The sequence below is a fragment of the Aliivibrio fischeri genome (assembly GCA_038993745.2).
GTDB classification, from domain to species: domain Bacteria; phylum Pseudomonadota; class Gammaproteobacteria; order Enterobacterales; family Vibrionaceae; genus Aliivibrio; species Aliivibrio fischeri_B.
The window spans coordinates 2,425,310-2,447,983 of record CP160629.1 but is presented as its reverse complement, the minus strand read 5'-3'; the positions used below and the strand labels follow the sequence as shown (position 1 = coordinate 2,447,983).

Below are 22,674 nucleotides of genomic sequence, written 5' to 3'. Positions count from 1 at the left end.
CGTGAAATCGCTCTTTAACAATTTGGAAAGCTGACTGATTTAAATAACTTACGAGTTATCTAAATCAAAATTTAAAAGTTCTTAATATCCTTTGTTTTACTTTGTAAAACGAAGAACAACACATTCAAGTGTTCTTGTATTTTGAATCCGGCGAAAAACCAGAACTCGCAATGACGAGTTCAACCTTGGTTGTTTATGCCATACGAAACCTCTTGGGGTTGTATGGTTAAGTGACTAAGCGTACACGGTGGATGCCTTGGCAGTCAGAGGCGATGAAAGACGTATTAACTTGCGATAAGCCCAGATTAGGTAGTAAAAACCATTTGAGTCTGGGATTTCTGAATGGGGAAACCCACGTGCATAAGCACGTATCGCTACGTGAATACATAGCGTAGCGAGGCGAACCGGGAGAACTGAAACATCTAAGTACCCCGAGGAAGAGAAATCAACCGAGATCCCGAAAGTAGCGGCGAGCGAAATTGGGTTAGCCCTTAAGCTTTTAATGAGACAGGTGAAGGCTCTGGAAAGTGCCGCGATACAGGGTGATAGCCCCGTAACCGACATCTCATCATCAGTGAAAACGAGTAAGGCGGGACACGTGATATCCTGTCTGAATATGGGGGACCATCCTCCAAGGCTAAATACTACTGACTGACCGATAGTGAACCAGTACCGTGAGGGAAAGGCGAAAAGAACCCCTGTGAGGGGAGTGAAATAGAACCTGAAACCGTGTACGTACAAGCAGTAGGAGCACCTTCGTGGTGTGACTGCGTACCTTTTGTATAATGGGTCAGCGACTTATATTCAGTGGCAAGGTTAACCGTTTAGGGAGCCGTAGGGAAACCGAGTCTTAACTGGGCGTTCAGTCTCTGGATATAGACCCGAAACCAGGTGATCTAGCCATGGGCAGGTTGAAGATTGAGTAACATCAATTGGAGGACCGAACCGACTAATGTTGAAAAATTAGCGGATGACTTGTGGCTAGGGGTGAAAGGCCAATCAAACCTGGAGATAGCTGGTTCTCCCCGAAATCTATTTAGGTAGAGCCTCGGACGAATACTACTGGGGGTAGAGCACTGTTAAGGCTAGGGGGTCATCCCGACTTACCAACCCTTTGCAAACTCCGAATACCAGTAAGTACTATCCGGGAGACACACGGCGGGTGCTAACGTCCGTCGTGGAGAGGGAAACAACCCAGACCGCCAGCTAAGGTCCCAAAGTTATAGTTAAGTGGGAAACGATGTGGGAAGGCTCAGACAGCCAGGATGTTGGCTTAGAAGCAGCCATCATTTAAAGAAAGCGTAATAGCTCACTGGTCGAGTCGGCCTGCGCGGAAGATGTAACGGGGCTAAACTATACACCGAAGCTGCGGCAATACAGTTTACTGTATTGGGTAGGGGAGCGTTCTGTAAGCGGTTGAAGGTGCGTTGTAAAGCGTGCTGGACGTATCAGAAGTGCGAATGCTGACATGAGTAACGATAAAGCGGGTGAAAAACCCGCTCGCCGGAAGACCAAGGGTTCCTGTCCAACGTTAATCGGGGCAGGGTAAGTCGACCCCTAAGGCGAGGCCGAAAGGCGTAGTCGATGGGAAACGGGTTAATATTCCCGTACTTCTTACAATTGCGATGGGGGACGGAGAAGGCTAGGTGGGCTTGGCGACGGTCGTCCAAGTTCAAGTATGTAGGCTGTGATCTTAGGCAAATCCGGGATCACACTAGGCTGAGATACGATGTCGAGCTACTACGGTAGTGAAGCCATTGATGCCATGCTTCCAGGAAAAGCCTCTAAGCTTCAGATTGTAAGGAATCGTACCCCAAACCGACACAGGTGGTCGAGTAGAGAATACTAAGGCGCTTGAGAGAACTCGGGTGAAGGAACTAGGCAAAATGGTACCGTAACTTCGGGAGAAGGTACGCTCCTAGCGGTGATGAGACTTGCTCTCTAAGCTGCCGGGAGTCGCAGATACCAGGTGGCTGCAACTGTTTATTAAAAACATAGCACTGTGCTAAATCGTAAGATGACGTATACGGTGTGACGCCTGCCCGGTGCTTGAAGGTTAATTGATGGGGTTAGACTTCGGTCGAAGCTCTTGATCGAAGCCCAAGTAAACGGCGGCCGTAACTATAACGGTCCTAAGGTAGCGAAATTCCTTGTCGGGTAAGTTCCGACCTGCACGAATGGCGTAATGATGGCCACGCTGTCTCCACCCGAGACTCAGTGAAATTGAAATCGCTGTGAAGATGCAGTGTACCCGCGGCTAGACGGAAAGACCCCGTGAACCTTTACTACAGCTTGGCACTGAACATTGACCCTACATGTGTAGGATAGGTGGGAGCCTTTGAAGCACGTACGCCAGTATGTGTGGAGGCAATCTTGAAATACCACCCTTGTATGCTTGATGTTCTAACGTTGGCCCCTTATCGGGGTTGCGGACAGTGCCTGGTGGGTAGTTTGACTGGGGCGGTCTCCTCCCAAAGAGTAACGGAGGAGCACGAAGGTGGGCTAATCACGGTTGGACATCGTGAGGTTAGTGCAATGGCATAAGCCCGCTTGACTGCGAGAATGACAATTCGAGCAGGTGCGAAAGCAGGTCATAGTGATCCGGTGGTTCTGAATGGAAGGGCCATCGCTCAACGGATAAAAGGTACTCGGGGATAACAGGCTGATACCGCCCAAGAGTTCATATCGACGGCGGTGTTTGGCACCTCGATGTCGGCTCATCACATCCTGGGGCTGAAGTCGGTCCCAAGGGTATGGCTGTTCGCCATTTAAAGTGGTACGCGAGCTGGGTTTAGAACGTCGTGAGACAGTTCGGTCCCTATCTGCCGTGGGCGTTGGATGATTGAAGGGGGCTGCTCCTAGTACGAGAGGACCGGAGTGGACGAACCTCTGGTGTTCGGGTTGTCACGCCAGTGGCATTGCCCGGTAGCTAAGTTCGGAATCGATAAACGCTGAAAGCATCTAAGCGTGAAGCGAGCCCTGAGATGAGTCATCCCTGATACTTTAAGTATCCTAAAGGGTTGTTGGAGACTACGACGTAGATAGGTCAGGTGTGTAAGTGCTGCGAGGCATTGAGCTAACTGATACTAATTGCCCGTGAGGCTTAACCATACAACACCCAAGGGGTTTTGAACGGATTTAAAGTTGCAAGAAACGAATTGAATGTGATTAAGAACACAATATAGCTTTCCAGATACTCTTTATTAAATAAAGAGAAAGAATTTGCTTGGCGACCATAGCGTTATGGACCCACCTGATCCCATGCCGAACTCAGAAGTGAAACGTAATAGCGCCGATGGTAGTGTGGGGTTTCCCCATGTGAGAGTAGGACATCGCCAGGCTTTAAATTAAGATACACTGAATAGACACTGCGGAGTGGTAGTTCAGTTGGTTAGAATACCGGCCTGTCACGCCGGGGGTCGCGGGTTCGAGTCCCGTCCACTCCGCCACTTATTTGAAAAAGCCCTAATCGAAAGATTAGGGCTTTTTTACGTCTGTAGAAAATTGAATGAGATAAGCAGAGCGAAGAGGTAGTTCAGTTGGTTAGGCTTTTTACATCTATAGAAAATTGAATGTGAAAATAGAGTTTGCTCATTGTCAGTTCTTGCTAGTTAGGCTTTTTATCTCCCTCATCATCCTGTATTCTTTTTATATCAATATTTCAAGGATGATATTATGCGCTTCAAGCCATTCATTTTTTCTTCTGTATTTCTCTATCTATTTTCTTCTACTGCTGTTGCTAGTGATGAATCTCGTCCCAAAATAGGTCTTGTTCTTGCTGGTGGGGGAGCGAAAGGTGCTGCTCATATTGGTGTTTTAAAAGCATTAGAAGAGATGCACATACCTGTTGATTATATAACCGGTACCAGTATGGGAGCCTATGTTGGTGGATTATATGCATCAGGAATGAGCGCTGATGAAATAGAAGCATTTATTGATACAGTTGACTGGAACAGTGGCTTTGTTGATAAGGTTGAGCGTAGTGAAAGACAGATCAGAGATAAAGAATATGAAGACCGTTATCAAATAGGTACGGATATTGGTTTTTCATTTACAGAATTAAAAGCCCCAAAAGGTTTTGTACAAGGCCAGACAATGGCCAAAATACTCAGAACTACATCAGATAATATTCCTTACTTAAATTCCTTCGATCAGTTACCGATCCCTTTTCGTGCTGTTGCAACAGATATTGAAAAACTTGAACCGGTTGTTTTAGATAAAGGCAACTTAGCAGAAGCTATGATGGCAAGCATGTCGGTTCCTGGCGCACTTCCACCTGCAGAATATGACGGCCGACTTCTTGTTGATGGTGGTGTTGTAAATAATATGCCTGTTGATGTTGTTAGAGAAATGGGAGCAGATATCGTTATAGCTGTAGATATTGGTTCTGATTATTTAGAAGCTGATGACATTTCTAGTTACCTTTCTGTCATGGGGCAATTGACGAACTTTATGGTGAAAAATAGTACCAAACAACAAGAAAAGCTTCTTGGTGATAAAGATATTTTATTAGCGCCACATGTAGGAAAAATGGAAACGGCCGAGTTCGACAAAATGCCCTTTGCTTATGGTAAAGGCTATGATATCGCTTACGAAAAACATAAAGCACTAGATAAATTAGTATTATCTGATGAAAAGTACCAAGAATATTTAAAGGAAAAAGAGATAAAAGCGTCCACTTTGCTTAGAGGTGAAGACCTGTATGTAAATAAGATAACCATTAAAAATGATAGTTTGTATACAGAGAATATGCTTTTAGATCGTTTAAATTTAGAAGAAGGGAGATCTTATAGTGCCGACGAACTCGAAGAACATATTCGAGATCTTTATGTGATCGATCGCTTTGAAAGAGTAGATTATTACTATCAAGAAAATGAAGAAGGCACACATGATCTAATCGTTGAAGTTAAAGAAAAAAGTTGGGGACCAAATTATTTGGATTTCCGTTTTGCTTTAGAAGATGATTTTGATAATCAAAGTAAATATTCTCTTGGGATGTCGATTAACTTTACAGATATTGAATTAACTGGATTAAGAGATAATCGTTCTGAGTTACGAACCAACTTTGAATTAGGTACTGATAAATTGGTTTCAGCTGAGTTGTATACTCCATTCTTAGTTAATCAATTATTATTCACTTCTTTTAAATCTGTTTATAGTGTTGAGCAAAAGAAATTCTCTTTGTCCGGTAATGAATTAGGATCAATTGATAATGATTTCCCTCTGGAATACAGTGACTTAGTATTTGAAGGTGCTGTTGGACTACAAGGTCATTTGTGGAGCGATTTTCGTATTGGTGGTCGTTATACAAAAGGTAAAGTGGCATTTACTAGTATAAGAGATCTGAATGCAAGCTACAGCCGTGAGGGGATCTTTGCGCAATATAGACTAGATACCTTAGATAATTTCACCTTCCCAACTAAGGGTTTTTATGTAAAGGCTGAATATCTTTATTCGCATGATAATGTTGAAGATAGTGTTGTTGATATTGAGGCAACCAAAGATTCCGTCATAGAAATATCATTGAATACAAGAGCTGCATGGACATATTCTCGTCATACTTTCGTCGGTAATTTTGAATATGGTGTTGTTGAGAATAAAAAGGGAGATTTACAGTTAGAACCTAAATCTCTTGGTGGTTTCTTACGCTTATCTGGTACACCTAAAGACAGTTTAACTGGTCAAAACTTGATTTTCGGTAGTTTGGTTTATCGTTACCGCTTGATGGATAACGATTTTGGTTTGTTCCAATCGCCTATTTATTTAGGGGCTTCATTAGAAAATGGTGGTCTTTGGAATCAGGATAGTATTAAGGACGCGCCACTCTATACTGCAGGTTCTGCTTTTATTGGTGTTGATAGTCCAATTGGTCCTATTGTCTTGGCTTATGGTCGAACAGAGCAGAATCATGAATCAGTATATTTAAGTATTGGCGCTGTTTTATAGTTCAAAAATGCGCCATAAGTCGTATGTTGTTTGTTGTGGGTAGATTTTAATTTTAAGTTAAATTTGATATCATCTCGCCACAAATTTAGTCTATATCGATACATATTCTCTTGTTTTATTGAGATTTATAACAGAATTAAAAAGTTAACGAATATAAACTGAATCGTTTCCAAGGATGCTAACTTATCAAGAGTTAGCCAAAATGTGAGGAATTAAGTCGTGCTTGAAGCTTATCGTAAACACGTCGAAGAACGTGCTTCAGAAGGCGTGGTCCCAAGACCACTGGATGCTGAGCAAGTAGCAGCATTAATTGAATTAGTAAAAAATCCGCCTCAAGGCGAAGAAGAAGTTATTCTTGATTTACTAGAGAATCGTATTCCCCAGGCGTTGATGAAGCAGCTTATGTTAAAGCTGGCTTCTTAACAGCAGTTACTAAAGGAGAAGTCTCTTCTCCACTTGTTAGTAAAGAAAAAGCAGCAGAATTACTTGGCACAATGCAAGGTGGTTATAATATAGAGCCTCTTGTTTCTTTATTAGATGACACTGAACTGGCACCTATTGCAGTTAAAGCGCTTTCTCATACACTTTTGATGTTCGATGCTTTTTATGACGTAGAAGAAAAAGCGAAAGCGGGTAACAGTTCTGCGCAGCAAGTACTTCAATCATGGGCTGATGCAGAATGGTTTACATCAAAAGATAAAGTAGCTGAAAAGATCACAGTAAAAGTATTTAAAGTCACAGGTGAAACGAACACCGATGACCTATCTCCAGCACCAGATGCATGGTCACGTCCTGATATTCCTGTACATGCAAAAGCAATGTTGAAAATGGAACGTGATGGTATCACTCCAGATGAACAGGGTAGTGTTGGTCCTATTACTCAAATCGAAGAAATGCAAAAAGACGGCATCCCATTAGCTTATGTGGGTGATGTTGTTGGTACTGGTTCTTCGCGTAAATCAGCAACTAACTCAGTGCTTTGGTTCATGGGTGAAGATATTCCATTCGTACCAAATAAGCGCACTGGCGGTGTTTGTCTTGGTGGTAAAATTGCCCCAATCTTCTATAACACAATGGAAGATTCAGGAGCACTACCGATTGAACTTGATGTTCAAAACATGAATATGGGAGATATTATTGATATTTTCCCTTATGAAGGTGTAGTTCGTAAAAATAATGAAGAGATCTCTAGCTTTAAATTAAGCGCAGTGTTGCTTGATGAAGTTCGTGCTGGAGGCCGTATTCCACTGATTATTGGTCGTGGATTAACAAGTCGTGCTCGTATTTCTCTTGGTTTAGAGGAAACCGATCTATTTGCTAAGCCAATTGATCCATCTGCATCTGATAAAGGCTACACGCTAGCTCAGAAGATGGTAGGTAAAGCATGTGGTGTTGAAGGCGTTCGTGCAGGTCAATATTGTGAGCCTAAGATGACTACGGTAGGCTCTCAAGATACGACGGGTCCTATGACGCGTGATGAGCTTAAAGATCTTGCCTGTCTTGGCTTCTCTGCGGATCTTGTGATGCAATCTTTCTGTCACACATCTGCATACCCAAAACCAGTTGATGTTAATACGCACCACACACTACCTGATTTTATCATGAACCGTGCTGGTGTATCACTACGCCCTGGTGATGGTGTTATTCATTCATGGCTAAACCGTATGCTTCTACCTGATACTGTAGGTACAGGTGGTGACTCGCATACTCGTTTCCCTCTAGGTATCTCATTCCCTGCGGGTTCTGGTCTAGTAGCATTTGCGGCAGCAACAGGTGTTATGCCTCTTGATATGCCTGAATCTATCTTGGTTCGCTTTAAAGGTGAAATGCAGCCAGGTATCACGCTACGTGATTTAGTACACGCGATTCCTCTATACGGCATCAAGCAAGGCCTACTAACAGTAGAGAAAGCAGGTAAGATCAACGAATTCTCTGGTCGTGTACTAGAAATCGAAGGTGTTGAGCACCTATCTGTTGAGCAAGCGTTTGAACTTTCTGATGCATCTGCTGAGCGTTCAGCTGCAGGTTGTACAGTTAAGTTGTCTCAAGAGTCCATTGAAGAATATTTGAATTCAAACATCGTTATGCTTAAGTGGATGATTGCTGAAGGCTACGGTGATGTTCGTACTATCGAACGCCGTATTACTGCAATGGAAGAGTGGCTAGCGAACCCTGAGTTGCTGTCTGCCGATTCAGATGCTGAATACGCTCACGTTATCGAGATCGACCTTGCTGACATCGATCAGCCAATCCTATGTGCACCAAACGATCCAGATGATGCTCGTCTTCTTTCTGACGTTCAAGGCACTGAGATTCAAGAAGTGTTCATCGGTTCTTGTATGACGAACATCGGTCACTTCCGTGCTGCTGGTAAGATGCTTGAAGAGTTCAACGGCTCGCTAAGCACTCGTCTATGGGTGGCTCCGCCAACTAAGATGGATAAAGATCAGCTAACAGAAGAAGGCTACTATGGCATCTTCGGCCGTGCTGGGGTTCGTATTGAAACTCCGGGTTGTTCACTATGTATGGGTAATCAGGCACGTGTGGCAGACAAGTCGACAGTAATGTCTACGTCTACTCGTAACTTCCCGAACCGTTTGGGTACAGGTGCGAATGTTTACCTAGCATCTGCTGAACTTTCTGCGGTTGGTGCAATTCTTGGTCGTATCCCGACGAAGGAAGAGTATCTAGAGTACGCTGATAGGATTAATGCAACCGCTGCAGATACCTACCGTTATCTGAACTTCCATAAAATGGGAGCATATACAGAGAAAGCGGATACGGTTATTTTCCAAGAGCCAGCTTAACCTTATCTTCTTTAATTAAAAAAGCAGCCAATTGGCTGCTTTTTATTTAGGACGTTAGATGATTAACTATTTCATTGAATATATTGCTGCAATATTACGAGCGGTATTTTCTACGTTAATAGCGGCTTCTTTTAATGCTAGCTCAAGAGATACTGAGCGAGGGACAACACTAAATACCGCATCAATTCCATACTCATGAACGACTGCACAATCATCAGATAGACAACCTGCAATACCAATAACTGGTAAATCAAATTTTTTCGCTGTTCTTGCTACGCCAATCGGTGTTTTTCCATGGATAGTTTGGCTATCAATTCGACCTTCTCCTGTGATAACAAGATCGGCACTAGATACAACATCTGATAGGTTTACGGCATCCATTACGATCTCGATACCAGGACGCAGAGTCGCATTAAATAAACCAAGTAAGGCGGCACCAAGCCCACCAGCAGCACCAGCTCCGGCAGTGTCTTTTACATCTTTACCCAGTTGATCTTTCATTATATCGGCATAATGGTTTAGGTTGTTATCTAATGTGCTAACCATCTCAGGAGTTGCCCCTTTTTGTGGGCCAAATACGAAAGAGGCGCCTTTAGGACCACATAATGGGTTATCAACATCGCATGCAACTTCAAGTGTAATCTTGTCAAGGCGAGGATCTTTATTTGATGTATCGATCGTTACAAGCTGTGCTAACGAACCTCCACCAAAAGCAAGATCATTACCATCTTTATCCAGAAGTTTGATACCAAGCGCTTGAGCCATTCCAATCCCGCCATCATTCGTAGCGCTGCCACCGATTCCTACAATTATGTGTTTTACACCTTTATCAAGTGCCGCTTTAATTAGTTCGCCAGTACCATAAGTGGTGGTATTTAGAGGGTTACGTAAACTTGGTTCAACAAGGTGTAAACCTGATGCAGCTGCCATCTCGATAATGGCTGTTTGACCATCGCCAAATAATCCATAAAAACCGGTAATTTGTTCACCAAGAGGCGCTGTTACTGTGTGCTCGATAATTGAGCCACCAGTTGCATCAATCAGTGATTGAACCGTACCTTCACCACCATCGGCCATAGGCAATTTTATATATTCAGCATGAGGTAATACTTGTTTAAATCCAGCTTCAATGGCTGTAGCGACTTCCATCGCCGTTAAACTTTCTTTGTAAGAGTCAGGAGCAATAACGATTTTCATAATATAGCCTTATTAAACAAATAAACCGAAGACGCCAAAGATGAGAGTTGAAACAGTTGCGATCATGAGACCAACCGCTGATTCATATGGAATAAGCTTTAAACGCTCTTTAATATCCATATGTACAGCACCGCCAGTGGCATGGAAGAAACTACCGTGTGGCATGTGATCTAATACGGTTGCACCAGCGTGAATCATTGCAGCACCAGCAAGAGCAGGAACGCCAAGTTCTAGAATTGTGTGACTAAATACACTTGCTGCAACGGCAGTACCAGCTGTTGTTGATGCTGTTGCTAACGACATCATGGCACCAGAAATCGGAGCAAGTAGATAAGATGGAAGACCTGAAGCAGTTAAGATATCGATAAGGCCAGATTTCAACCCGGAGTTTGCAATGATACCTGCTAATGTACCTGTACCAAGTAACATTACAGCAACAGGAGCCATACGAGTTAAACCTGATACTGCAAAATGATTGGTATCTCTAAAGCGTCCCATTGCAACAGCACCCAGTAGGCCACCTAAAGGAAGTGCAATGAGAGGATCGACATTAATACCTGCTATTGGGCGCAGGGCTAAAAGGCTGATAGCAACAAGAGGAGCCACGATAGAAGTCGTAAAACTAGGTAGGCGAGAATGATCAACAGAAACTACTTCATGAGCTTGGACTTTGCTGCCTTTATTAACGAGTTTTTTAGCGATGAAATAAGCAAAGACTAACCCAAATAATCCAGGGATAATACCAGCTGCCATCACTGAAGTTAAAGGCACGTTAAAAGCATCGGCTGCCGCAATCGCATTTGGGTTAGGTGACATTACGTTACCTGCTTTACCGCCGCCAACCATCGCTAATAAGATAGCCATTTTAGATAGGTCAGCACGCTGAGCAATCGCAAGTGCAATAGGAGCAACAGTAATTACAGCAACGTCTACGAAAACACCCACAGCCGTTAAGATCATAGTTGCAACTGCTAATGCTAACAGTGCTCTGGTTTCGCCTACTTTTTTAACTATGGTTTCTGCAATAGAGGTTGCCGCACCTGATTCAATTAATACACCTGCAAGAACACCAGCTGCAAGAATTCGTAAAACTGCGGTAACAATTCCTTGAGCACCGCCAATCATTAAGTTAACTGTATCTGTTAATGAAACGCCACCGACAATACCACCAATTAGAGCACCAATAATCATGCCATAAGCAGGCGGGACCTTTTTAAGGATGAGGGCGATAGCAACAACGAGCGCTGAAATAGCGCCTAGGGTAGATACTTCGATCATATTAACGTTCCATTTAATAATTAAGATGTCGGTAATCTAACGTTATCGTTATCAATATGCTTTAGTCGAATGCCCAAATTTTATGGATTAAATATTTAAATCATTGTGCAATTGCATAAATTGAGTATTATTTATTACTCATTAATGAAGCAAGGTACAAATAGGTAGAATCATTTATCTTATTGATATCTAAGCTTGTTTCTTTGTTTATTTTATCCAGCCTGTAGCGAAGAGTATTCCGATGAATATGTAATGATTTACAGGTTTGAGCTGAATCACAATTATGATTAAAAAAGGCTTTAAGGGTTTTGAGTAATATCCCTTTAGGATCTGCTTTTTGAAGATTAACGATAGGTTGCTTTAATTGTTCCATGCGCCAAGTATCGGATTTTAGTCCATTAATTAAAACGGGTAGCTTGTTATCTTGGAAAAATAAAATGCGATTTTTAGCATTAGCAGTACTCATGGTCGCTTTTGCTGTCATATAAGATTGCGCTAGTCCTTCTAGATTCGGAAAGTAATCACCCAATGCTATTTTTATTGTGAATTTCTCATCATGGGAGATACGTTGAAATAATTGGCGGATCCTTTTTTCTTCATGGCTTCTATTCCATCCGATATCCGTTAATGTAATTGGCTTTAATACCACAACTTCGTTTAAGGTCACGGAGCTGATTGCCACTAAATTATCGCGCTCTGGATATTCTAATAAATGAACTAATTTTTGAAGATGGCTGAGAGAAAGGTTTTCACCATTAAAAGAATCTACCTTAATGATGGTTGCGATTCGTGGTTGATTAAGATCGAGCTCTAGTCGTTCAGCAATAGAATAAAGTTGCTGTGTATTTAAGTCTGATGGTTGAATTAATTGTAGAACTAATTCTTCTTTGTGGCGTTTAGACCATTGAATTTCAGTCATTAAAGCGGCTTGCTCAATGATAAGTTCGGCGGTCATTTTTACTAACTCTCCGTACTGTTGGATCTCTGAAGGTTTTCCCGAAATACCAACAACCCCAATAACCTTATTTTGAAACACAATGGGTAAGTTAATTCCAGCTTTTACACCACGTAATTGTTGAGCCGTAGAGTAATCGATTTCAACTTCTCGATTTTCATTAATAGCAAGTATTGCCCCTTCATGACGACAGTTTAATCTTGATGGATCCCCTGAACCAATAATCACACCATACTCATCCATCACATTGACAGAGTGTTTGATAATTTTCATTGAACGCTCGACAATTTGTTTGGCGATCATTGTGGTTAACTGCATCTTTAAACCTTTTAGCTATTAAGAAAGGAGGGAGTTAGCTATAAAAAAATAGGGATAAGATTATACTGGAGTAAAAGAGCTCGGCATTGTCTTTGATCCAAAACGTGTGAGTTAACGCCGATATAATTGTTAGGATATCCGATGGATTACGAATTTAAGAAAAATACCCTTGAGGGTACATACCATGCGAATTTTTCCATGGGGCATGAAGCCATGGGACGTTGGTTAGTTGAAGATGTAGCGAAAAATACGGATTTACTCGCAGAAATATATAAGCACATCGCTTTAATTAAAAATACACAGGATGAGTGGACGTTATCAGGCAAGGTGATGACATTAGTATTGAGCGATCAAGAAGTCATTGTTCAGGAGAACGCATTGTTTGAACAATCTGATGAAGAGTTCGAAGAGGATATTCATATGTATGATGATGAATGTATATCTGTATGTGGATTAGAAGACTTTGAAACTATGCTTCAAAGTTGGGAAGCATTTATAAATCGTTTTTAATTTAATGCTCATTGATAGGGAAAGGCTGCACTATATTAGTGCGGCCTTTTTTGTTTTGTTACTCTGCATTTTTCTATCTTATTGAATAATAATTATTTTTAATGTTGGCACACCGATTGAATTGTTAAGAATAAGTAACAAATAAATTCAAGGGACTGAGCTATGAAAATAATTAACGCCATAATTAAACCATTTAAATTAGACGACGTTAGAGAAGCGCTTGCCGATGCTGGAGTAGATGGCATGACCGTTTCAGAAGTGAAAGGATTTGGACGTCAAAAAGGTCATACTGAACTATATCGAGGAGCTGAGTATCAAGTCGATTTTCTTCCAAAAGTAAAATTAGAAATAGCCGTTCAAGCGGAAGGGGTTGACCGTATTGTTGAAGCGATCAGCAAGGCGGCGCACACAGGTAAGATTGGTGATGGAAAGATTTTTGTTTATGACCTTCAGCAAGCAGTGCGTATTCGTACTGGTGAAACCGATACCGAAGCACTTTAAGGATAGAGGACAATATTATGGAACTTTCAACAACAGTATCAGAACTTCGTTATGCGTTAGATACCTTCTTCTTTTTGATGTCAGGTGCATTAGTTATGTGGATGGCTGCAGGGTTTGCCATGTTAGAAGCTGGTTTAGTTCGTTCAAAAAATACAACAGAGATCCTAACTAAAAATATCTGTTTATATGCAATCGCTTGTACTACGTATTTAGTCGTTGGTTATAACATTATGTATGTTGATAACGGCTCTGGTGGTTTTTTACCCTCTATAGGAACCTTAATTGGTACACAGGCTGAAGGTGCTGATCATTCATTAGAATCAGACTTTTTCTTCCAAGTGGTGTTTGTAGCTACTGCAATGTCAGTGGTTTCAGGTGCGGTTGCTGAGCGTATGAAGCTATGGTCATTCCTTATTTTTTCAGCGATTTTAACCGCTTTTATTTATCCAATGGAAGGTTATTGGACATGGGGTGGTGGCTTCCTATCAGAAGCAGGATTCAGTGACTTTGCTGGCTCAGGTATCGTTCATATGGCTGGTGCATCTGCTGCGCTTGCAGGAGTTCTATTACTAGGGGCTCGTAAAGGTAAGTACGGTAAGAAAGGGCAAATATATCCAATTCCAGGTTCAAACATGCCTTTGGCTACACTGGGTACTTTTATTTTATGGTTTGGTTGGTTTGGCTTTAATGGTGGTTCTCAGTTAATGGTTTCTGACTTTGAGAATGCAACTGCGGTTGGCCAGATCTTTTTGAATACGAATGCAGCAGCGGCGGCAGGAGCAATTACGGCATTATTTGTATGTAAGAGCACATGGGGTAAAGCTGATTTAACCATGGTATTAAATGGGGCATTAGCAGGTTTAGTTGCTATCACTGCAGATCCGTTATCACCGTCACCATTAGCTGCTGTAAGTGTTGGTGCAATCGCTGGAGCTCTGGTTGTATTTAGTATTGTTGGTTTTGATAAAATTAAAATTGATGATCCTGTAGGTGCTATTTCTGTTCATGGTGTGTGTGGCTTCTTTGGTTTAATGGTGGTTCCTTTGAGTAACTCTGATGCCACATTTGGAGCGCAACTACTTGGTGCTGTCGTGATCTTCGCATGGGTATTTGGCGCAAGTTTAGTTGTATGGGCGGTATTGAAAGCAACAGTCGGCATTCGAGTAACAGAGGAAGAGGAGCTTGAAGGCATGGATGTACATGATTGTGGTATCGATGCTTACCCAGAGTTTGTAAGTGTAAAATAGAAAGTTAATATTTCCTTACAAATTCAAGTGCCCTAATGCGCAAGTATTGGGGCTCTTTTTTATCAAAAAGAAAATTGGATCATTGTCTTTTCTAAATCTCTTCGTATAATACCGTTATTGATAATTATTATTATTACCATTTATAAGTAAAGATTTTAAAGGAATAACATGAAAAAATTACTATCAGTTTCTGCTTTAATTGCAGGTATGTTTGCACCAAGTGTTATGGCTGCTGAAGAAGTTAACGTTTACTCTTATCGCCAACCTTTCTTAGTTGAGCCAATGTTCAAAGAGTTCACAAAAGAGACTGGTATTCAGGTTAATGTTAAGTTTGCTAAAAAAGGCTTAGCTGAGAAATTGGCTCAAGAAGGGGAATTAAGCCCCGCAGATGTTATTTTAACAACTGATATTAGCCGTTTAGCTGAATTAACTAATAAAAACTTAGTTCAACCTGTTGATAGTAAAGTTATTGATGCAAATGTTCCTGCACAATATCGTGATGCTGAAGATGAGTGGTTTGCTCTAACACTTCGCGCTCGTAACGTTTATTCATCTCGTGACCGTGTGGGTAAATTAGGTGCTGATTTTGATTATGCTGATTTAGCTAAGCCAGAATGGAAAGGTAAGATTTGTACTCGTAGTGGTAAGCACCCATATAATGTATCTCTTGTTTCTTCAATGATTGCTCATCATGGTGAAGCAGAAGCGAAAACGTGGTTAGAAGGCGTAAAATCGAACCTTGCTCGTAAACCACAAGGTAATGATCGTGCGCAAGTGAAAGCAATTAAAGAAGGGCTTTGTGATCTTGCTTTAGGTAATAGTTACTACTTAGGTAAAATGGTTAACGATCCAAAACAAGTTTCTTGGGCTGAGTCGGTATACATTAACTTCCCAAATCAAAATACTGACGGTACACATGTGAATGTGAGTGGTATGGCGATGGCAAAATACGCACCAAATAAAGATAACGCATTAAAATTAATGGAGTTCTTAACTGGTGATGTAGCACAAGGTATGTACGCTGAAGTGAACTATGAATACCCCGTAAAACCAGGAGTTAAACGTTCTGAGTTAGTTGCTTCTTGGGGTGACTTTAAAGCCGATACACTTTCTTTAGACGAAATCGCTGACAATCATACAAAAGCAATTAAGCTTTTAGATGAAGTTAAATTCGATCTTTAATTTGATATTTAAAAATGGTGAGGTAACAATACCTCATCATTTTTATAAGAGCCTTGCAGTTTAGGCAATGAAAGAAAAATTATTATTTTGGAAAACCAGTAGTTGGAGTTTTTCTCTACTACTGGTTTTGCCGATCTTAGCGATCCTATATACAGCGCTCGGTAATACAGACGATATATTTACTCATCTGTTTGATACTGTGCTTCCTACATACACACTCAATACGGTTTTATTAGTGTTTGGTGCGATGTTCTTCTCTCTTATTTTGGGTGTCCCTTCAGCTTGGTTTATGGCAATGTGCCGCATTCCTAGCTCTTCTATTTTGCAATGGGCTTTGGTTTTGCCTCTTGCTATGCCTGCTTATATCGTTGGGTACATCTACACAGATTGGTTAGATTTTGCTGGCCCAATACAAGTGTTATTACGTGATATTTTTGGCTGGCAGTCATACAGCGATTATTGGTTTCCAGATATTCGTACATTAGCTGGAGCCATTTTAGTCATGTCTTTAGTTTTGTATCCTTATGTTTATTTATTAGCTCGTGCTGCTTTTATGGAGCAGAACATCAGTCTGTTGCAGTCGGCTCGATTACTAAAATGTACTCCTTGGGAGAGTTTTAAACGTATCTCTTTACCTCTTGCTAGACCATCGATTGCTGTTGCCTTGTCATTAGTGGCAATGGAAGCACTAGGGGACTTTGGTACCGTTAGCTATTTTGCGGTGAATACGTTAACGACGGCGGTGTATGATACTTGGCTTGGCTATTCAAATTTAAATGCGGCGGCTAAGGTTTCTGCTTTTATGCTGATGGGTATTTTATTATTGATCAGTGGTGAACGTTATAGCCGTCGTAAACAAAAAATGTTCCAAGAAAAATTTAATACGAGCGAGGAATTTCAATATCAATTGCATGGTTGGAAAAAGTGGGGAGCATTAATTTGGTGTTGGGGACTTGTTTCAATCGCTTTTATTTTTCCATTAATGCAGTTAATCAGTTATGCAATTGATTACTTTGAGCAAAGCTGGACTGCTGAGTTTCAAGAATACGCCATCAATAGTTTATATGTCTCTAGTATTTCTGCTGTCATTGCCGTAATCATTGCTGTTGTGGTGAATTTTTTACGTCGCTTACAGCCTGCTAGTAAATGGAGCGTTGTTCCTATGCGTTTAGCTTCATTAGGTTATGCTGTGCCAGGAACGGTGTTAGCGATTGGCGTTATGCTACCTATGATTGGTTTGGATCATTTTATTAATGATGTATCAAAACAACTTGGTTTTGGGGTTATTGGTCTAATTTTCTCTGGCTCTATTTTTGCGTTAATTTTTGCTTCTGTAACTCGATTTTCAGCGGTCGCTATCGGTTCTATTGAAAGTAACTTAAATAAGATACCACCTTCATTAGATATGGCTTCTCGCACATTGGGATGTGGGACTTGGTCTATGCTGCGTCGAGTGCACTTTCCACTGATTCGTCGAGGGTGTTTAATTGCGGGGCTTCTAGTATTCATTGAAACCATGAAAGAGCTCAATGCAGCGTTATTATTGCGTCCATTTAATTTTGAAACACTGGCAACTTACGTGTTTAATTTTGCTTCTGATGAGCAACTAGAAATCGCAGCGATGCCTGCGGTGCTATTGGTTTTAGTGGGGTTAATTCCATTAATTATTGTTAACCGTTCTTTGGAGCAACATCATTAATGAAATCTGCATTATCTATTTCAAATTTGACTTGTCGCTATCACGATCAAGATATCTTATCTCAGCTTTCATTAAATGTTGAACAAGGTGAGATCGTTTGTTTACTTGGTGCAAGTGGGTGTGGAAAAACGACGTTATTAAAATCCATTGCAGGTCTGTTGCCTTTATCGTCTGGTGAGATGAACTTAAATGGTAAGGTGATAACGGATAACAATACTTGGTTACCACCAGAACAAAGAAACATCGGCATGATTTTTCAAGATTATGCACTTTTCCCTCATTTGACGGTGACTCAAAATATTGGTTTTGGCTTAAAAGGTTGGGATAAGAAAAAAGCCGACGATAAAGTTGAGTCGATGTTACACCTAGTTCATTTAAGCGGATTTGGTGACCGTTATCCTCATCAATTGTCAGGTGGGCAACAACAGCGTGTAGCTATTGCACGAGCGTTGGCAAGTGAACCTGATTTACTTTTACTTGATGAGCCATTTTCAAATATTGATACACAAGTACGTCATGACTTGATTAAAGAGATCCGTCGAATTTTTAAGGCACAAGGTGTGACAGCTATTTTTGTTACTCACAGTCGTGAAGAAGCCTTCGCTTTTTCAGATAAATTAGCAGTAATGAATCATGGCGTGATTGAACAGTTTGGTAGCTCTAACGATTTATATTACTCCCCTAATAGTTGCTTCGTAGCTGATTTTTTAGGTGGTGGATCTTACGTATCAGGTACGATTAACCAAAACGGAAATATAGATACTCAAGTTGGTTTCATCTCTTGTGGTAGAAGCACAACGGAAGCGGATAAAAAAGCGGAAGTGCTACTGCGACCACAAAATATTACGTTATATCGTGATGTAAATGGTGAAGCTACAGTGAAAGAGCTGCAATTTATGGGAGATACGTGTCGTTATGTTATCGATAGTGAAGGTGTGGAATTAATCGCCGTTTCTAATGATTCATTAACGATAGGTGAAAAAGTGAAGTTTGAAATCAAACCACACTGTCCAATTGTTTTTGTTCAGGATTAATATCAGTAGTATAAAAAGAACCCAGCTAACAGACTCTTATATTAGCTGGGTTAATTCTTTAGAACTTTTGTTTTGTTAAAACGTAGAAACTAAAGAGAAAGGAAAGCTTTCATTTCATTAAGTACTTTTTCTGCAGTTGGTTTGTCTTCCATTTCAGCAAAAATACGTAATAATGGTTCGGTACCAGAGAAACGAGCAATGACCCAACCGCCATTTTTAAAGTAAACTTTTGCACCATCTTCATAGCTTACTTTTTCTATTTCATATTCAAATTCAGGTAGTTGCTTCTCTACATAAATTTTATTATACAGTGTTTCTTTTTCTGCTGGTTTAAAGGTGCAATCGCCTTCCGCTGTATAGGCGTAACCATATTTAGCGTAAATCTCATCAAGCATTTCAGATAGTTTTTTACCTGTCACGCTGATCATTTCAACTAATAAGCTGGAAGCGAATACGCCATCTTTACCTTTAATGTGTCCACGAATGGTTAAACCACCTGAACTTTCCCCACCGATTAAAGAATCATCGGCTTCCATTTGGGAGCTGATGTGCTTAAAGCCTACAGGTACCTCAAAGCATTTTTCGCCGTGATCTGCTGCGACTTTATCAAGCAAGTGAGTCGTTGCAATATTACGAACCACTGACCCTTTCCAGCCTTTGTACTCAAGTAAGTAGTAGTAAAGGAGAATTAGGACTTCATTAGGGTGAATAAAATTACCTTTTTCATCGATAATACCTAGACGGTCAGCATCTCCATCAGTACCAATACCAATGTCATAACCTTCGTGTGCAACTAAGTGTTTTAAGCGATACAAAGTAGCGGCACTTGGCGATGGCATTAAGCCTCCAAATGCAGGGTTTTCACCATCGTTGATAACGTCAACATCACAACGACCATTAATTAAAACCGTTTGAAGCGCATTTTTTGCTACACCAAACATTGGGTCGATAAGTACACGTAAGTTGGCTTTTTTAATTGATTCGATATCGATAAAGTCGATGATTGAGTCAACAAATGCGTTCATTGGGTTAATGATTTCAATTTTTCCCGCAGTAACCGCTTCTTCAAATTCTAATGCATTAACATCTTGTTGAGTTAAATGAGCAATTTGTTGTTCGATTTTTGGGTAATGATTTCATCGGCGTCACGACCACCTTCGATGAACACTTTCACACCGTTGTAGTCTGCAGGGTTATGAGATGCAGTGATACAAGCTGAATAGATACAACCCATCTCTTTTGTTTGGAACATAACGATAGGGGTTGGAACAAACTTATCAATAAAACTTACTTTAATGCCATTGGCTGCAACCACTTCTGCAAACCATTTTCCTGCTTTATCTGATAAGAAACGACGGTCATAACCAATAACAAACCCTTTATCTTGGACTTGTTCGTTAATCATAATATTTGATAGTGCTTGAGCAACAAGACGTACGTTATCTTTGGTAAATTCTTCACCAATAAATGCGCGCCAACCACCTGTACCAAATTGAATCATAGTAAATTCCTTTTATAGTAAGGCACCAGAATAAGGTGCCTTACTTTTGTCTATAACACTTAGCTCATCATTAAACGAGCTTAGCCCATAATTACGACAACTTCGTTAATAGAACCTTCAGCTTGAACCGGTACTGAACCCACAACGTCTGCACCATTAAGCGTAATGCTTTGAACCCCTTTACTTACAGAGTTCGGGTTTTTCACCTGAATGTGGTAAGTGGCGCCACGCCATTGGCGAGTAACGGTAAATTCAGGCCAGTTTGTTGGAATACATGGATCAATTGTTAATCCATCAAAACCAGTACGAACACCCAAGATAAAGTTAGTTACTGCAAAGTAAGCCCAACCCGATGTTCCAGTTAACCAAGGGTGGTTTGCACGACCATGATCTTGGTGATCTTTACCCATAATGAATTGAACGTATGAGTATGGTTCAGCAATACGTTTTTCAATGATGTCATTTTGGTTATATGGGTTAAGTGCATCGTAGAACTTCATCGCACGGTCACCACGACCAAGTTTCGCTTCTGCTACCCAAGCCCATGGGTTTGGATGAGAGAAGATTGCGCCATTTTCTTTTACGCCTTGATAAACACGAGTAACAAAACCGATATCATCATTTGGTGTTGCAAATGATGGTGAATTTAGGTGAAGACCGTATTCAGAGAATAGGTTTTCATCAACTGCATCCATCGCTTTCTCACCGCGTTCTTGAGATACCGCACCAGAAAGTACCGCTAATGTATTTGACTCAAGATGCACTCGACCTTCGGTTTGTTGCGCTGTACCAATTTTGTCGCCATCTTTTGTTAGGCCACGAATGTACCAACCACCTTCGTCATCCCAAAGGTGTGTTTCACACGCTTCACGAACATTTGCTGCCATTTCTGTATATTTCGTTACGTCAGCATCGTTATTACGGAATTTAGCTAAATCTAGGAACTCTTGAAGTGCCCAGAAATGTAGGAATGAAACCATTGATGATTCACCACCACCTAAGTTTAGACAGTCATTCCAGTCAGCTCGTAACCCTTTACAGATACCTGTTTGACCAACATATTCAGCAGAAAAATCTAATGCTGCTTTCATGTGTTCGTAGACTGTTGCATCGCCACCATCAGCATATGGGATCACTTCATCAAAGAAAGAATGCTCACCAGTTTCCATTACGTATTTGATAATAGTAGGAACGATCCATAAGTGGTCATCAGAACACGTATCTTCAATACCGTGGATCTTGTCGTCGTCTGATGGTGTTGGAACCACTGTCGGTGATTTAGATGGTTTAACATCTGCTTTTTCTGGATCAAACCAATCTGGATCGAATAGGTGTAGACCGTAACCTGCTTTTACTTGTCCACGTAGTAAATCCACAATACGTTTGCGAGTCATTGCTGGGTTAGCGTGAGGCACAGAAATCGCATCTTGAGCAGTATCACGATAACCAAGACCAGTACGACCACCAACTTCAATGAAAGAAGCAAAGCGAGACCATACAACACACGTTTCAGCTTGGTATAGCGTCCATGTGTTGATCATCGTATCTAGGCCTTCGTTTGGTGATGATACTTGGAATTTTTCGCAGCGCTCATTCCAGTGATTTTTAATTTCTTGGAATGCCGCATCCACATTTGCTACGTCTTGATATTTTTCACGTAGACGTTCGCCATTACCTTTACCAATACCTAGTACGTAAGCAAAACGGACTTCTTCACCTGGTTGAATTGTGAATTGTTTATGCAGAGAACCACAGTGGTTATAACAAGTTTGCGCTGAGTTTGAACAACGTCCTTTTTCAACGGCAATCGGATTTGCTTCATCACGGTATAGACCTAAGAAGGTATCGCGTTGGCCATCATATGAATCAGGATCAAACGTTGAAGCTAGGTAGTAGAAGCCTTCAAAGTCATTGGTGTTGTAGTAAAGATCGTATTCAAGTACGCCATTTTTGTATTCTGTACCCGCAGAGTAAAGAGACATCTGGTGGTTTTGATTATCAGATTGAATATGGCTAAATGAAAACTCAACAAATGAGAACGTTGAAATAGTGCGTGGTTTATCGCTCGTGTTTTTAATCACGACATCCCATACTTCAGCATCTTCACCTTTTGGTACGAATAACGTTTTTGTTGCTTCAATACCGTTGTACTCACATTTGAATTTTGAGTAAGAAAGACCGTGGCGAACTTCATAGTTTGCTTCGTCTAAGCTTTTTGCTACTGGTTGCCATGAGATTGACCAGTAATCACCAGTTTCATCATCACGTAAATAAACATAATGTCCTGGGCGATCAAATGTGCCATTTGGGCGGAACTTAGTAACACGGTTGTACTCTGGAGAGTTATAGAAAGAGTAACCGCCAGCATTGTGAGAAATAACCGTACAGAACTTTTCTGTACCTAAGTAGTTAGTCCATGGTGCTGGTACGTCAGGGCGTGTGATGACATATTCACGATTGTCGTTATCGAAAAACCGTATTTCATTTTTTTATCCTTAA

11 protein-coding genes, 1 tRNA gene, 2 rRNA genes and 2 pseudogenes are annotated in these 22,674 nt (G+C 41.0%); 11 read left to right on the top strand and 5 right to left on the bottom strand.

Annotated elements, in window-relative coordinates; all coding sequences use genetic code 11:
* Window positions 1-224: 224 nt before the first annotated feature.
* The 5 genes and pseudogenes from AAFX60_011740 to acnB all read left to right on the top strand — a co-directional run bounded on the left by AAFX60_011740 (window position 225) and on the right by acnB (window position 8,753).
* Window positions 225-3,111: ribosomal RNA gene (locus AAFX60_011740) — 23S ribosomal RNA — on the top strand.
* Window positions 3,112-3,225: 114 nt separating this feature from the next.
* Window positions 3,226-3,341, top strand: a 5S ribosomal RNA gene (rrf, locus tag AAFX60_011735).
* 31 nt (window positions 3,342-3,372) lie between these two features.
* Window positions 3,373-3,449, top strand: a tRNA-Asp gene (locus tag AAFX60_011730).
* A 226-nt stretch (window positions 3,450-3,675) separates the two neighbouring features.
* Window positions 3,676-5,946 (top strand): patatin-like phospholipase family protein, encoded by a 2,271-nt coding sequence (locus tag AAFX60_011725; protein XDF77332.1) that lies wholly within the window; start codon window positions 3,676-3,678, stop codon window positions 5,944-5,946.
* Window positions 5,947-6,165: 219 nt separating this feature from the next.
* Window positions 6,166-8,753 (top strand): annotated as a pseudogene (acnB, locus tag AAFX60_011720) (bifunctional aconitate hydratase 2/2-methylisocitrate dehydratase).
* A gap of 66 nt (window positions 8,754-8,819) precedes the next feature.
* On the opposite strand, the gene AAFX60_011715 reads toward acnB, so the two are convergent.
* The 3 genes from AAFX60_011715 to AAFX60_011705 all read right to left on the bottom strand — a co-directional run bounded on the left by AAFX60_011715 (window position 8,820) and on the right by AAFX60_011705 (window position 12,501).
* Window positions 8,820-9,950 carry a glycerate kinase gene (locus AAFX60_011715; GenBank protein ID XDF77331.1) on the bottom strand — a complete coding sequence of 377 codons (1,131 nt, stop codon included), beginning with the start codon at window positions 9,948-9,950 and terminating at the stop codon, window positions 8,820-8,822.
* 12 nt (window positions 9,951-9,962) lie between these two features.
* Window positions 9,963-11,228 carry a GntP family permease gene (locus tag AAFX60_011710; GenBank protein ID XDF77330.1) on the bottom strand — a complete coding sequence of 422 codons (1,266 nt, stop codon included), beginning with the start codon at window positions 11,226-11,228 and terminating at the stop codon, window positions 9,963-9,965.
* 127 nt (window positions 11,229-11,355) lie between these two features.
* The gene (locus AAFX60_011705; GenBank protein ID XDF77329.1) at window positions 11,356-12,501 is read right to left on the bottom strand and encodes a sugar diacid recognition domain-containing protein; all 1,146 of its coding nucleotides are present in this window, start codon (window positions 12,499-12,501) and stop codon (window positions 11,356-11,358) included.
* Window positions 12,502-12,642: 141 nt separating this feature from the next.
* Here AAFX60_011705 and AAFX60_011700 point away from each other — a divergent pair, with 141 nt between their 5' ends.
* The 6 genes from AAFX60_011700 (at window position 12,643) to AAFX60_011675 (ending at window position 18,674) form a co-directional block, all read left to right on the top strand.
* Window positions 12,643-13,011: a YacL family protein gene (locus AAFX60_011700; GenBank protein XDF77328.1), complete on the top strand. Its 369-nt coding sequence runs from the start codon at window positions 12,643-12,645 to the stop codon at window positions 13,009-13,011.
* A 162-nt stretch (window positions 13,012-13,173) separates the two neighbouring features.
* On the top strand, window positions 13,174-13,512 hold the full coding sequence (locus AAFX60_011695) for a P-II family nitrogen regulator (protein XDF77327.1): 339 nt from the start codon (window positions 13,174-13,176) through the stop codon (window positions 13,510-13,512).
* Window positions 13,513-13,529: 17 nt separating this feature from the next.
* Window positions 13,530-14,759 (top strand): ammonium transporter, encoded by a 1,230-nt coding sequence (locus AAFX60_011690; protein ID XDF77326.1) that lies wholly within the window; start codon window positions 13,530-13,532, stop codon window positions 14,757-14,759.
* Window positions 14,760-14,927: 168 nt separating this feature from the next.
* Window positions 14,928-15,941: a Fe(3+) ABC transporter substrate-binding protein gene (locus AAFX60_011685; protein XDF77325.1), complete on the top strand. Its 1,014-nt coding sequence runs from the start codon at window positions 14,928-14,930 to the stop codon at window positions 15,939-15,941.
* 67 nt (window positions 15,942-16,008) lie between these two features.
* A complete protein-coding gene (locus AAFX60_011680; protein ID XDF77324.1) occupies window positions 16,009-17,640 on the top strand; it encodes an iron ABC transporter permease in 1,632 nt (543 codons plus the stop codon).
* Complete coding sequence (locus tag AAFX60_011675; protein XDF77323.1) at window positions 17,640-18,674, top strand: ABC transporter ATP-binding protein; 1,035 nt, start codon at window positions 17,640-17,642, stop codon at window positions 18,672-18,674. The genes AAFX60_011680 and AAFX60_011675 overlap by 1 nt, the downstream gene beginning before the upstream one ends.
* 89 nt (window positions 18,675-18,763) lie before the next feature.
* On the opposite strand, the pseudogene AAFX60_011670 reads toward AAFX60_011675, so the two are convergent.
* Window positions 18,764-20,175, bottom strand: a pseudogene (locus AAFX60_011670) (phosphoglucomutase/phosphomannomutase family protein).
* An 80-nt stretch (window positions 20,176-20,255) separates the two neighbouring features.
* Window positions 20,256-22,655 (bottom strand): N,N'-diacetylchitobiose phosphorylase, encoded by a 2,400-nt coding sequence (locus tag AAFX60_011665; protein XDF78940.1) that lies wholly within the window; start codon window positions 22,653-22,655, stop codon window positions 20,256-20,258.
* Window positions 22,656-22,674: the final 19 nt, after the last annotated feature.